Origin of the sequence: Citrobacter sp. S46_ASV_140 (genome assembly GCF_018919545.1) — a bacterium.
Classification (GTDB): Bacteria; Pseudomonadota; Gammaproteobacteria; order Enterobacterales; family Enterobacteriaceae; genus Citrobacter; species Citrobacter braakii.
In genome coordinates this window covers 71701-84123 of sequence record NZ_JAHLRC010000003.1, presented here as the reverse complement: position 1 = coordinate 84123, position 12423 = coordinate 71701, and the positions used below count along the sequence as shown (strand labels likewise).

Annotated in this window: 15 protein-coding genes; 4 read left to right on the top strand and 11 right to left on the bottom strand. The window is 52.8% G+C overall.

Going from position 1 to position 12423, the window contains the following annotated elements; translation table 11 throughout:
• Window positions 1–23: 23 nt before the first annotated feature.
• Window positions 24–920, top strand: a complete 897-nt coding sequence (gene yhaJ, locus KQJ19_RS02075) for a DNA-binding transcriptional regulator YhaJ (protein WP_016154624.1) — start codon at window positions 24–26, stop codon at window positions 918–920.
• Window positions 921–984: 64 nt separating this feature from the next.
• Here the strand turns inward: yhaJ and KQJ19_RS02070 are convergent, their stop codons facing one another.
• From KQJ19_RS02070 to KQJ19_RS02020, 11 genes are all read right to left on the bottom strand, one after another.
• Window positions 985–1350: a DUF805 domain-containing protein gene (locus tag KQJ19_RS02070; RefSeq protein ID WP_216403291.1), complete on the bottom strand. Its 366-nt coding sequence runs from the start codon at window positions 1348–1350 to the stop codon at window positions 985–987.
• Window positions 1351–1474: 124 nt separating this feature from the next.
• Window positions 1475–2461 carry a glutathionyl-hydroquinone reductase YqjG gene (gene yqjG, locus KQJ19_RS02065; RefSeq protein WP_200047070.1) on the bottom strand — a complete coding sequence of 329 codons (987 nt, stop codon included), beginning with the start codon at window positions 2459–2461 and terminating at the stop codon, window positions 1475–1477.
• A 72-nt stretch (window positions 2462–2533) separates the two neighbouring features.
• Window positions 2534–2926, bottom strand: a complete 393-nt coding sequence (locus tag KQJ19_RS02060; protein WP_003024847.1) for a DoxX family protein — start codon at window positions 2924–2926, stop codon at window positions 2534–2536.
• Between the two features lie 174 nt (window positions 2927–3100).
• Window positions 3101–3400: a YqjK-like family protein gene (locus KQJ19_RS02055; protein ID WP_003024845.1), complete on the bottom strand. Its 300-nt coding sequence runs from the start codon at window positions 3398–3400 to the stop codon at window positions 3101–3103.
• Entirely contained in the window at window positions 3400–3795 is a 396-nt protein-coding gene (locus KQJ19_RS02050) for a phage holin family protein (protein ID WP_016157537.1), read from the bottom strand. The genes KQJ19_RS02055 and KQJ19_RS02050 overlap by 1 nt, the downstream gene beginning before the upstream one ends.
• Before the next feature lie 2 nt (window positions 3796–3797).
• Entirely contained in the window at window positions 3798–4103 is a 306-nt protein-coding gene (locus tag KQJ19_RS02045) for a YqjD family protein (RefSeq protein ID WP_003024832.1), read from the bottom strand.
• Window positions 4104–4136: 33 nt separating this feature from the next.
• A complete protein-coding gene (locus tag KQJ19_RS02040; protein WP_204552259.1) occupies window positions 4137–4505 on the bottom strand; it encodes a DUF1090 domain-containing protein in 369 nt (122 codons plus the stop codon).
• A gap of 147 nt (window positions 4506–4652) precedes the next feature.
• Entirely contained in the window at window positions 4653–5021 is a 369-nt protein-coding gene (gene mzrA / locus KQJ19_RS02035) for an EnvZ/OmpR regulon moderator MzrA (RefSeq protein ID WP_029139667.1), read from the bottom strand.
• 18 nt (window positions 5022–5039) lie between these two features.
• Window positions 5040–5702 (bottom strand): DedA family general envelope maintenance protein YqjA, encoded by a 663-nt coding sequence (gene yqjA / locus KQJ19_RS02030; RefSeq protein ID WP_216403290.1) that lies wholly within the window; start codon window positions 5700–5702, stop codon window positions 5040–5042.
• Window positions 5703–6050: 348 nt separating this feature from the next.
• Window positions 6051–6827, bottom strand: a complete 777-nt coding sequence (gene exuR / locus KQJ19_RS02025) for a transcriptional regulator ExuR (RefSeq protein WP_047499647.1) — start codon at window positions 6825–6827, stop codon at window positions 6051–6053.
• Window positions 6828–6961: 134 nt separating this feature from the next.
• Window positions 6962–8263, bottom strand: coding sequence for an MFS transporter (locus KQJ19_RS02020; protein ID WP_016154616.1), 1302 nt, complete (start codon window positions 8261–8263; stop codon window positions 6962–6964).
• Window positions 8264–8735: 472 nt separating this feature from the next.
• On the opposite strand from KQJ19_RS02020, the gene uxaC reads away from it, so the two are divergent.
• The 3 genes from uxaC to KQJ19_RS02005 all read left to right on the top strand — a co-directional run bounded on the left by uxaC (window position 8736) and on the right by KQJ19_RS02005 (window position 12412).
• Complete coding sequence (gene uxaC / locus KQJ19_RS02015) at window positions 8736–10148, top strand: glucuronate isomerase (protein WP_047499643.1); 1413 nt, start codon at window positions 8736–8738, stop codon at window positions 10146–10148.
• 15 nt (window positions 10149–10163) lie between these two features.
• Complete coding sequence (locus tag KQJ19_RS02010) at window positions 10164–11651, top strand: altronate dehydratase family protein (protein WP_016154614.1); 1488 nt, start codon at window positions 10164–10166, stop codon at window positions 11649–11651.
• Window positions 11652–11857: 206 nt separating this feature from the next.
• Window positions 11858–12412, top strand: a complete 555-nt coding sequence (locus KQJ19_RS02005; protein WP_016154613.1) for a YgjV family protein — start codon at window positions 11858–11860, stop codon at window positions 12410–12412.
• Window positions 12413–12423: the final 11 nt, after the last annotated feature.

The window sequence follows — 12423 nt, the reverse complement described above, 5'->3', positions numbered from 1 at the left end:
CAAATTTCCTGAATGAGAACGAGATGGCCAAAGAAAGGGCTTTAACGCTTGAGGCGTTACGCGTCATGGACGCAATAGACCGGCGTGGCAGCTTTGCCGCCGCAGCGGACGAACTGGGGCGCGTTCCTTCCGCGCTCAGCTATACCATGCAGAAGCTGGAGGAAGAGCTGGACGTCGTGCTGTTCGACCGCTCAGGTCATCGCACAAAATTCACCAACGTCGGGCGTATGCTGCTGGAACGTGGGCGTGTACTGCTGGAAGCTGCGGATAAGCTGACCACCGATGCCGAAGCGCTGGCTCGCGGTTGGGAAACGCATCTGACCATCGTCACCGAAGCGCTGGTGCCGACGGCGGCGTTTTTCCCGCTGATCGACAGACTTGCCGGGAAGGCCAATACCCAGCTTTCCGTTATTACCGAAGTTCTGGCCGGGGCGTGGGAGCGTCTGGAGCAGGGGCGGGCGGATATCGTGATTGCGCCGGATATGCATTTTCGCTCATCTTCGGAAATCAACTCGCGCAAGCTGTACTCGCTGATGAACGTATATGTGGCGGCCCCGGATCATCCAATTCATCAGGAGCCGGAACCGTTGTCGGAAGTCACCCGCGTGAAGTACCGCGGAATCGCGGTGGCGGACACGGCCCGCGAACGTCCGGTGCTGACGGTTCAACTGCTGGATAAACAGCCGCGTCTGACGGTGAGTTCAATAGAAGATAAACGCCAGGCGCTGTTGGCCGGCCTTGGCGTGGCGACGATGCCATACCCGCTGGTGGAAGAGGACATTGCGGCGGGTCGGTTGCGTGTGGTTAGCCCGGAATCGACAAGCGAAATTGATATTATTATGGCCTGGCGTCGAGACAGCATGGGCGAAGCGAAATCCTGGTGTTTGCGGGAAATTCCCAAGCTGTTTGCGGGTAAATAGCAGGGCTGTTACGCCGGATGCGGTGCAAATGCACCTTATCCGGCCGACAAGATGGTGTATTACATCAGGACAGTTGTTTTGGGTCAGCGCCGAAGCGGTTGCTCCCCTGAGTCCCATTTTGACAGTTGAAAATGATGATTACCAACCAGCCTACGATCGGGATCAGCAGCACCAGTAGCCACCAGGCCGAACGGTCGGTGTCATGTAAACGCCGGAACTGCACCGCCCACCACGGGATAAAGACCAGAACCCCATAAATCGTCGTTAATATGCCTTCCCCTCCGGCGCGTTCCCAGCCAAGCATTCTGTCCAGAATGCCCAGCACTAACGTAAAGATGATGTTGACCAGCACAAACATCCAGTATTCTTTACGACGCGCGCGGCCCCCAAAACCAAAGTAGTTCTTTAATACGTTTAAATACCAATCCATTTTTGCCTCGTTCTGTATTCAATTACTTGTTTTTAAAGCAATCAAATTAAGAATAGCTGTGAATGGAATGCTGGTAAATATTTGCAGTATTAATTATTTGGCCCCCAAAGGGGACCCGTGTAAATCAGGCAAAACGGTCATCACGCCCGTGGGGCTCGTTGAGGTCCTGCCACGGTCCGACAGAAATAATGCCGGTCGGGTTAATGGTTTTGTGGCTACGGAAGTAGTGATTGCGGATGTGATCGAAATTAACGGTCTCCGCAATGCCTGGCATCTGGTAGATATCGCGCAGGAAACCGTACAGGTTCAGATAGTCGCTAATCCGGTGTTTGTCGCACTTGAAGTGCGTCACATACACAGGATCAAAGCGCACCAGCGTGGTCCACAGGCGAATATCGGCCTCTGTTAACTGGTCCCCGGTCAGGTAGCGATGTTGCCCAAGGATCTGCTCCAGTCGCGCCAGAGATTGAAAGACTTTTTCTACGGCGTCGTCGTAGGCTTCCTGACTGGTGGCAAATCCGGCTTTATACACGCCGTTATTGACGTTGTCATAAATCCAGCCGTTCAGCTCGTCGATTTTAGTTTGCAGAGCGGGTGGATAGTAATCCCCGGCTTTCGCGCCCAGCGCATCAAACGCAGTGTTAAACATACGGATGATATCTGCAGATTCGTTGCTGACAATGGTGTGGTTCTTTTTGTCCCACAGCACCGGAACGGTCACCCGACCGCTGTAGTGCGGATCGGCGTGTAAATAGAGTTGATAAAGAAATTCGTGCTGATACAGGGTATCGCCGGTTGCCGCCGGGAAGTTATCATCAAAGGTCCAGCCGTTTTCCAGCATCAGCGGATGCACAACGGAAACGGAAATAAACGGTTCCAGCCCTTTGAGTTTACGCAAGATCAGCGTGCGATGCGCCCACGGACAGGCCAGAGAAACGTAGAGATGATAGCGGTCTTTTTCGGCGGCGAAACCCCCTTCGCCCGTTGGACCGGGTGCGCTATCCGCAGTGAGCCAGTTACGGAAAGCTGATGCAGAGCGTTGAAATTTTCCCCCGGTTGATTTGGTGTCATACCAGGTGTCATGCCATACGCCGTCAATGAGTTGTCCCATGATTTTCGCCTCCTCAGATAGCAAAAGCGAGGAGATGTCTCCTCGCTTTTTGATGCGTTTAGTATAGCTCGCTTACCATTTTTTATTCAGTACACGGTCGATGCTGAATGCGCCCGGACCGGTGATAGCCAGCAGCAGGAAGCCGCCTGCGATGGTCAGGTTTTTCATAAACATCAGAGAGTTCACACCTTCCGCAAAGTTGCTGTGGAAGAGGAACGCCGTCAGCAGCGTGAAGCCCGCGGTGAACAGCGCAGTAGTACGAGTCAGGAAACCAAACAGGATGGCCAGACCGCCGCCAAACTCAAGCAGGATAACCAGCGGTAACATAAATCCTGGGACGCCCATGGCTTCCATGTACTGTTGGGTACCCGCATATCCGGTGATTTTTCCCCAACCTGCGGTAATAAACAGGATTGGCATCAGAATGCGCGCTACCAGTACACCAACATCTTCTAATTTCTTCATCATACTCTCCAGGAAACCACTCAGGCGGCTTATTGTGTTTTTTTGTGCAACGACGTCGCAGAGTGCGTCGTTGCTGTCGATGGAGAGAATCATAAACGCGGCTAATGACAATTGTTAGCAAGGAAAACTGTCAGAAATTTTCAAAAAATTTGAGGTTAGGGGGAGAAGAGGTGATTAGCCGCGCAGTTGCTGTTGTCTGATGGTCGATTTAACCAGACGCCAGATGCTCCACACGCTAAAGCCGCGTTTAGCCCAGCGTACCAGCAGATTCGGGTTACGAATGGTGCGAACCGCCATAATACTGCTTCCGACCAACACCCAGCCACGCAGGTTCAGCAGCGTCTTCCAGCCACGATCGTAAACTTCGGTGGCTTCAAGCCAGTCGCGGCGAGTGGCAGACAGATCCAGCCGTTGCTGCTGGATCTGTCCAAGCAGTTGCGCCTTACGTTGTTGACGTTCGACTTTACTGCTCATTATGCATCATCCTCCAGGGCCTGCCTGTCGTTAGCGAGTTCATTGCGCGTATGGCGTAGCAGCGTTGTTTTACGCGCTTTACTCAGCGTCCATAGCCCGCCGATAAGCGCTAAAAGCAACAGCACAACGGTGGTGGCAATCATGGCGTTCAGGCGATACTGCGGGTCTATGGCCCAGATGATAAGCACCATCAGACTCATCAGACCAAACGCCGCGAACAGCATGGTCAGCCCAAGCATCAGCAGGATCTGGATGAGATTGGCTTTTTCCTCTTCCAGTTCAACGACGGCCAGCCGCAGCCGCGTCTCTACGATCTCAACGAGAATCGTCAGGATCCGCTGTCCAATACCCAGTACGCCTTTGCCTGGACCTTGTGCGTGTTGAGAGTCTGCCATTATTAACGGCGCGACAGCAGTACACCAAGCACCACACCGACTGCTGCGCCAATGCCGACGCCTGTCCATGGGTTTTCGCGTACGTAGTTATCGGCTTTTGCCGCGGCCTCACGGGTCTGTTTGGCAATCACATCGCTGGTTTCGCTCAGACGATGGCGGCTCTCGCGTAACGCATGTTCGGCTTTACTGCGAATTTTACTCATCTCTTCCTTCGACTTATCGCCAGAGGAGCTAAGTACTTCTTCAAGCGTATCCGCAAGAGATTTCAGCTCAGCGCGCAGGTTTTCCGTAGCATTATCTTTCGACATAGTTTTCTCCAGTTGAGTGGCTAGTTACCGTACTTAGTAATCGCGTGTCTCGAGTTCTTTCAGCTCTTGCTGAGCTTCCGCAAGCTTATGTTCGCGCTTGGCTATCTTATCCGCATCGCCTTTTTGCTTCGCTTCGGCCAAATCACGTTGACGCTCGGCTATCTCATGTTTCTGCTCGGCGATTTTTTTCTGATGGTCGGCGCGCAGTTTGCTGTCAGTACAATTTGCCCGAACTTCGCTCAGCGCTTTGTTCAGACCATTGATGCGGTTTTGATTGTTGTGCTTTTCGGCATAGCTTATCTCCCGCTGAATATCCTGTTCTTTTTCCTGACAGAGGGTGGAGGCGTAACTGCCGGCACTGAGAGCGAAAAGACTAATTGCTAAAGCGATGCGGTATTTCATTCTTGAACCTTCCATTGTGATTCGACCTTGTGGCTTTGGCCGATGCTCCAGAATAATAAAGCAATGGGTCATAAACCCAGTTTATTAATCATAGGCGCTAAATGATGAAATCACCAAAGTGAGTGATCTAATTCAGATTCCTGGAGATTAACCAAAACGGTGCGGGGTATCACGTAAGCGGGATAACCACTGTACCGCCTGATTATCATCATCCTGCTGAGCAATAACGAAACCGTGCGGTAACGTTCGGTCCAGCACGACCTTTGCGGCTGCGCTTTGCGCGCTGGAGTCAAAGGTGATCAGCAGCGCGTCATTTTGCGGAGTAATGCTTTTAAAGCGAATGCCGTTGGCGTCCAGGTGATGCCAGATAGAGAAGCCATCAGGCATGGTGGCTCCCTGGTTTACAGCACGAATGGCAAGCGTTGACTCCTGCTGGCGGATGACCGACCAGGTCAGGAGCAGCGCGCCGATAAACAGCATAAAAGTAGTCGTCCAGGCCAGTCGTCGGAGTGTTATGCATGATTTCAGCATAATTTACCCTCGGTTCCCGTATTTCTTTTTCCAAAGCACAACCAGTGAACCTGCCAGACCAAACACCAGTAACACCACGGGAAGCAGCATCAGACAAGACATCAGCTGATCTTCATATTTGAGAAACACTGGCGTTTTGCCCAGCAGATAGCCAAGCGTTGTGAGAATCAGAACCCAAAGCAGTCCGCTCATCCAGTTAAAGAACTGAAAGCGCGCATTGTTCAGACCGGACAATCCTGCGATGGTCGGCAGTAATGTTCTGACAAACGCGATAAAGCGACCGACCAACAGGGCAGACAAGCCATGCTTATGGAACAGATGATGTGCGCGCTGATGGTAGTGCGCGGGTAGATGAGACAGCCAGTTTTGAACGGTGCGGGTATTTCCCAGCCATTTCCCCTGGATATAGCTGAGCCAGCAACCCAGGCTGGCCGCGGTGGTGAGCAGCAGTACCGTTTGCGGAAAACCCATCGCGCCTTTAGCGATAAGTACGCCGACCAGTACCAGTAGACTGTCGCCAGGTAAAAAGGCTGCTGGCAGCAGTCCGTTTTCCAGAAACAAAATGGTAAACAGTACGAAATAGAGCATGCCAATCATGGAGGGATTGGCCAGCGTTTCAAAATCCTGAGCCCATAAAGCATTCAATAATTGAGTCAGTAGTTCCATTCAATATTCCTGGAGAATCGGTTGTCGTCATGCCGGTATTCTGGAGTTTGTAACGCCGCAATTTTATTGGTGTTTTTTACATGGATCGCGGTCTGACACAAATTCACGGCCTGAACTATTCCCTGTAAAGTTGTGAAGTAAGCAAGCTCTCAAACACAAAAATTCAAATAACAACTAATTGTAACAAAGGTCAACGTAGTCCGTTATAGAAATTACGGGTGTTGTCCTGTGATTTTGCTTATCGCAATGGAGGGAGGCGAGAGGATTTACACAGGCTGACACTTTATACCTAATGCTTACCAAGCGTCAGAAACAGGCGCTTTGTCGCGCCTGCATCGTTAAGATTGTTTATTTTGCGCCGTTAGCTGCCGTATCGAGATGAATGACGGGATTATCGGTAAAAAGATAACGGTCTGCGTTGAATTCAAAATCATCGCTGGTTTCGTTAAACAGCATCTGCTTTGTGTTCTCAAGATGCTGCCACATCGCCAGTTTGGCGGCGTGTGGATCTTTGCGAATCAGCGCCCGCAGGATCTGGTCATGGTCGTCGCACCAGTTATCTATCGTGCGCAGGTCGATGTGGTCGTGCAGCTTCTTCCAGTAGGGGTTGTGAATACGCTGAGTCCACATTTTTTCAACAATCGCGGCCAGGGCAGAGTTCTGTGTTGCCAGCGCGACCTGCACATGGAACAGGAGATCCCACTCGGAGTCACGAAAGCTTTTTTCGTTACGCGACTTCTCCTGAATTTCCATCAGTTTCATGATGTCCTGTTTGGTCACCTGGGTGGCGGCAAACTCAGCAATGTTGCTTTCTATGAGCTGGCGAGCCTGGAGCAGCTCAAACGGACCGTAGCTGGCGAACTCCAGACTTTCATCTGGCGCGACATAGTGTTTGGGTTGGTTTGAAATGACGTGGATCCCCGATCCTTTACGCACTTCAACGTAGCCCTCAACCTCGAGCATGATAATCGCTTCACGAACCACGGTGCGGCTGACATTTTTTTCATCGGCGATAAAGCGCTCGGCGGGGAGTTTGTCACCCACCAGGTAGACACCCTGCTCAATGCGTTCTTTCAGATCAGCGGCAAGTTGTTGGTACAAACGTCGTGGTTCGGTGATTTCCATATGCGCTCCAGGCATGATACGGCAGACTCTATTTGTTATACCACTTTTGCGATTACGGCTCCACTCGCGGCGATAAAAAAGCCGCCAGATGACTGGCGGCTTAGCATTACATAACCTTGTTAAATCGTGTCTGGTTAACTTTGCGCAGCGGGATCGCCAGTTTGCGAAGCTGACTCTACCTCGCTGGCCGATTTGTTCTGCAATACCGTCCAGATGACTAACGCGCCGAGCAGGTCGAATACCGCCAGTACGGCGAACAGCGGGCTGAAGCCGATGGTGTCAGCCAGCGCGCCAACGACCAGCGCAAACAGCGTACTTGCAAGCCATGCGGACATACCGGTCAGACCGTTCGCGGTTGCCACTTCATTACGACCAAATACGTCAGAAGAGAGCGTGATCAGCGCACCGGACAGCGCCTGGTGAGCAAAGCCGCCGACGCACAGCAGGGCGATAGCAATGTACGGGCTGGTGAACAGACCGATCATCCCTGGGCCAATCATCAGCAATGCGCCCATGGTGACGACCATTTTACGGGAAACGATCAGGTTAACGCCGAACCAGCGCTGGAACAGCGGCGGTAAGTAACCCCCTACGATACAGCCCAGGTCAGCAAACAGCATCGGCATCCAGGCAAACATCGCAATCTCTTTCAGGTTAAAGCCGTAGACTTTAAACATGAACAGCGGGATCCAGGCGTTGAAGGTACCCCAGGCCGGCTCTGCCAGGAAACGCGGCAGCGCGATGCCCCAGAACTGGCGGTTACGCAGGATCTGACCGAGAGACATTTTCTTGGCGGTGCTGTTTTTATGCTGTGATTCCTGACCATTCAGAATGTAATCACGTTCTTCATCAGACAGTTTTTTCTGGTCGCGTGGGTGTTTGTAAAATACCAACCAGCACATGGCCCAAATGAAGCTCAGGGCACCAGAAATAATGAAGGCCATCTGCCAGCTGTGCATGACGATAGCCCAGACGACCAGCGGCGGAGCAATCATCGCGCCGATAGAGGAACCGACGTTAAAGTAACCCACGGCGATTGAACGTTCTTTTGCCGGGAACCATTCAGAGCTGGCTTTCAGACCCGCAGGGATCATCGCAGCTTCAGCGGCACCGACTGCACCTCGCGCCAGCGCCAGTCCACCCCAGCTACCAGCCAGTGCGGTCGCGCCACAGAAGACGGCCCACAGAACGGCGAACATCGCGTAACCAATTTTTGTGCCGAGCACATCGAGCACGTAGCCGGCAACAGGTTGCATTACGGTGTAAGCAGCAGAATACGCTGCGATGATATAGGAATACTGTTGGGTGGAGATGTGTAACTCTTCCATCAGAGTTGGCGCAGCTGCCGCCACAGTGTTACGTGTCAGATAACCCAGCACGGTGCCAAGCGTCACCAGTGCGATCATGTACCAACGTAACCCTTTAATTTTACGCATGTAAAACCTCATCGTTTTGTTATGTCCGCGAACGAGCGGTCATCTTCCAGTTCAGGGAGGAGGATGTTCTTTTACGAGGGGGTAACCGAAAAAAAGCCGGTACTCCCCGAACTCTGCCATGTCAATATTTGTGCTAATTCGGTTTCCGTACCGGTTAATCCGATGGTGATACATCGGTAATTTGCATTCCGTCGGCTTATGTATCGCGACGGCAAAAAGATAACTTGTCATACAGCTTTAAAAGGTGAGTGCCATCACAAAAGTGTGAATCTTCGTGTGGTCATTATTTCGCTTCAGCAAAGCCAGTGCTGGTGCGGCTTGGCGCGTGGTTTACCTCTTTGAGAGTAATTTTTTTGTCGCCATTTGTTGATCTAACTCACGAAAATATCTTCAGTGTATGGAAATTGGTGTGATAACTTTGTCAACATCAAAACATAAGCAATCTGACGCACTCGCTGAGAGGAAGACGATAATGACCCCGTTTATGACTGAAGATTTCCTGTTGGACACCGAATTTGCCCGCCGTCTGTATCATGATTACGCCAAAGACCAGCCAATCTTCGACTACCACTGCCATTTGCCACCGCAACAAATCGCGGAAAACTACCGTTTTAATAACCTGTATGACATCTGGCTGAAGGGTGACCACTACAAGTGGCGTGCGATGCGTACTAACGGCGTCGCTGAGCGCCTGTGTACCGGCGATGCGTCCGATCGCGAGAAGTTTGACGCCTGGGCCGCCACGGTTCCGCACACAATCGGTAACCCGCTGTACCATTGGACCCACCTCGAATTACGTCGCCCGTTTGGTATTACAGGTAAGCTGCTGTCTCCGGCAACGGCTGACGAAATCTGGAACCAGTGCAACGAACTGCTGGCGCAGGACAAATTCTCCGCGCGCGGCATCATGCAGCAGATGAATGTGAAAATGGTTGGTACTACCGATGACCCGATCGACTCTCTGGAGCATCACGCGGCCGTTGCTAAAGACGGAAGCTTTGATGTGAAAGTGCTGCCGAGCTGGCGTCCGGATAAAGCCTTTAACATTGAGCAGGCGACCTTTAATGACTATATGGCGAAGCTCGGTGAGGTGTCTGACACGGATATCCGCCGCTTCAGCGACCTGCAAGCTGCGCTGACCAAACGTCTGGATCACTTTGCGGCTCACGGCTGTAAAGTCTCTGACCACGCGCTGGACGTGGTGCTGTTTGCTGAATCTAACGAATCTGAACTGGATAGCATTCTGGCACGCCGCCTGGCGGGTGAAACGCTGAGCGAGCATGAAGTTGCCCAGTTTAAAACCGCGGTGCTGGTGTTCCTCGGTGCGGAATACGCGCGTCGTGAATGGGTACAGCAGTACCACATCGGCGCGCTGCGTAATAACAACCTGCGTCAGTTCAAACTGTTGGGTGCGGATGTCGGCTTCGACTCCATCAACGATCGCCCGATGGCCGAAGAGCTGTCCAAACTGCTGAGCAAGCAGAACGAACAGAACCTGCTGCCGAAAACCATTCTCTACTGCCTGAACCCGCGCGATAACGAAGTGCTGGGCACCATGATCGGCAACTTCCAGGGCGAAGGTATGCCGGGCAAGATGCAGTTCGGTTCCGGCTGGTGGTTCAACGATCAGAAAGACGGTATGGAACGTCAGATGACGCAGCTGGCCCAGCTCGGTCTGCTGAGCCGTTTCGTCGGCATGCTGACCGATAGCCGTAGCTTCCTGTCATACACGCGCCATGAATACTTCCGTCGCATCCTGTGCCAGATGATTGGCCGTTGGGTTGCTGCAGGTGAAGCGCCGGCAGATATCCAGCTGTTGGGTGAAATGGTCAGAAATATTTGCTTCAACAATGCGCGTGATTATTTCGCCATTGAACTGAACTAAGGCCTGGGTGAAGGTATGCAATACATCAAGATCCATACGCTGGATAACGTCGCGGTAGCGCTCGCTGATTTGGCTGAAGGAACCGAAGTCACCGTTGATGGGCAAGCGGTAATCCTGCGCCAAGCGGTTTCTCGTGGCCATAAATTCGCTTTATGCGATATTGCGCAAGGCGAAAACGTCATTAAATACGGTTTGCCAATCGGTCATACGTTGGTGGACGTGGCGGCGGGTGAGCATATTCATGCTCACAACACGCGCACGAATCTGAGCGACCTGGACACGTATAGCTACCACCCTGATTTTCAGGCAGAGCTTGTTCAACCCGCCGATCGCGACGTACAGATCTACCGTCGCGCCAACGGCGAGGTCGGCGTGCGCAACGAACTGTGGATCCTGCCGACGGTCGGCTGCGTCAACGCTATGGCGCGTCAGATGCAGACCCGCTTTCTGAAAGAGACCAACGACGCCGAGGGTATCGACGGCGTGCATCTTTTCAGTCACACCTACGGCTGTTCACAGCTGGGTGACGACCACATCAACACCCGTACCATGCTGCAAAATATGGTGCGCCACCCGAATGCGGGTGCGGTGCTGGTGGTCGGCCTGGGCTGTGAAAACAACCAGGTTGATGCCTTCCGCGAAACCTTAGGCGAGTACGATCCTGAGCGTGTTCACTTTATGGTCTGCCAACATCAGGAAGACGAAGTGGAAGCGGGGATTGAACATCTCCATCAGTTGTACAACGTGATGCGTAACGATAAGCGTGAGCCGGGTAAGCTGGGCGAGCTGAAGTTTGGTCTGGAATGCGGCGGCTCTGACGGCCTGTCTGGTATTACCGCCAACCCGATGCTGGGGCGTTTTTCCGACTACGTGATTGCCAACGGCGGCACCACCGTGCTGACTGAAGTACCGGAAATGTTCGGTGCCGAGCAGTTGCTGATGGACCACTGCCGTGACGAAGAAACCTTCGGCAAGCTGGTGACCATGGTCAATGACTTTAAGCAGTACTTCATTGCTCACGACCAGCCGATTTACGAGAATCCATCGCCGGGCAACAAAGCGGGCGGGATCACCACGCTGGAAGATAAATCTTTGGGCTGCACGCAAAAAGCGGGCTCCAGCCAGGTGGTGGACGTACTGCGCTACGGCGAACGCCTGAAGACACACGGCCTGAACTTACTGAGCGCGCCGGGTAACGATGCGGTTGCTACCAGTGCCCTCGCGGGCGCGGGCTGTCATATGGTGCTGTTCAGCACCGGCCGCGGTACGCCGTACGGCGGTTTTGTGCCGACGGTGAAAATTGCGACCAACAGCGAGCTGGCGGCCAAGAAAAAACACTGGATCGATTTTGACGCCGGACAGCTGATCCACGGTAAAGCGATGCCTCAGCTGCTGAGCGAGTTTGTCGATACGATCGTTGAGTTCGCCAATGGCAAGCAAACTTGCAACGAGCGCAACGATTTCCGGGAACTGGCTATCTTTAAAAGCGGCGTAACATTGTAATTACCCTTCATCTTTCGCGTGACAGCCGCGTTGGCTGCGTCCATTCACCCCGGTCACTTACTCCAGTAAGCTCCCGGGGATGTCTGAACTTACCGCCTTGCGGTAGCACGAAATCTATTGGGTAATCGAAATGGAGTGGATTTTAAAAACGGCGTTTCATAATATGGAGCGCCGTTTGTTTTTGCGTTTCCTCACAAGGATCTCCCATGACCGCGTATTGGCTGGCCCAGGGCGTAGGTGTCATCGCCTTTTTGATCGGCATTACCACCTTTTTCAATCGAGATGAGCGCCGGTTCCGGCTGCAACTTGCCGTCTACAGCGCCACCATTGGCGTGCATTTTTTTCTGATGGGCGCCTGGCCTGCGGGAATGAGTGCAGAGCTAAACACCATCCGCACACTCGTCTCGATGCATACCCGCAAACTGTGGGTAATGACCGTTTTTATTATCCTCACCCTGGTTCTTGGGCTGGCGAAATTACAGCATGCGATGGAGCTGTTGCCGATTATCGGCACGCTGGCCAGCACCTGGGCGCTGTTTCGCTGCCAGGGGCTGACCGTGCGCTGCGTAATGTGGTGCGCAACCGCCTGTTGGGTTATCCATAATTTCTGGTTGGGATCGATTGGTGGGACGATGATCGAAGGTAGTTTTCTGGTGATGAACGGCCTGAACATTATTCGCTTCCGGCGGATGCAAAAACGCGGAATTGATCCATTCAAAATTGAAAAAAGCGTACAAGAAGAGAACCCCTCCGTCCGGTGACGGAGGGGCAG

Excerpts from the sequence above, each read along its gene's own strand:
- yhaJ (WP_016154624.1), top strand. The coding sequence starts at position 24 with ATGGCCAAAGAAAGGGCTTTAACGCTTGAGGCGTTACGCGTCATGGAC.
- KQJ19_RS02070 (WP_216403291.1), bottom strand. The coding sequence starts at position 1,350 with ATGGATTGGTATTTAAACGTATTAAAGAACTACTTTGGTTTTGGGGGC.
- yqjG (WP_200047070.1), bottom strand. The coding sequence starts at position 2,461 with ATGGGACAACTCATTGACGGCGTATGGCATGACACCTGGTATGACACC.
- KQJ19_RS02060 (WP_003024847.1), bottom strand. The coding sequence starts at position 2,926 with ATGAAGAAATTAGAAGATGTTGGTGTACTGGTAGCGCGCATTCTGATG.
- KQJ19_RS02055 (WP_003024845.1), bottom strand. The coding sequence starts at position 3,400 with ATGAGCAGTAAAGTCGAACGTCAACAACGTAAGGCGCAACTGCTTGGA.
- KQJ19_RS02050 (WP_016157537.1), bottom strand. The coding sequence starts at position 3,795 with ATGGCAGACTCTCAACACGCACAAGGTCCAGGCAAAGGCGTACTGGGT.
- KQJ19_RS02045 (WP_003024832.1), bottom strand. The coding sequence starts at position 4,103 with ATGTCGAAAGATAATGCTACGGAAAACCTGCGCGCTGAGCTGAAATCT.
- KQJ19_RS02040 (WP_204552259.1), bottom strand. The coding sequence starts at position 4,505 with ATGAAATACCGCATCGCTTTAGCAATTAGTCTTTTCGCTCTCAGTGCC.
- yqjA (WP_216403290.1), bottom strand. The coding sequence starts at position 5,702 with ATGGAACTACTGACTCAATTATTGAATGCTTTATGGGCTCAGGATTTT.
- exuR (WP_047499647.1), bottom strand. The coding sequence starts at position 6,827 with ATGGAAATCACCGAACCACGACGTTTGTACCAACAACTTGCCGCTGAT.
- KQJ19_RS02020 (WP_016154616.1), bottom strand. The coding sequence starts at position 8,263 with ATGCGTAAAATTAAAGGGTTACGTTGGTACATGATCGCACTGGTGACG.
- uxaC (WP_047499643.1), top strand. The coding sequence starts at position 8,736 with ATGACCCCGTTTATGACTGAAGATTTCCTGTTGGACACCGAATTTGCC.
- KQJ19_RS02010 (WP_016154614.1), top strand. The coding sequence starts at position 10,164 with ATGCAATACATCAAGATCCATACGCTGGATAACGTCGCGGTAGCGCTC.
- KQJ19_RS02005 (WP_016154613.1), top strand. The coding sequence starts at position 11,858 with ATGACCGCGTATTGGCTGGCCCAGGGCGTAGGTGTCATCGCCTTTTTG.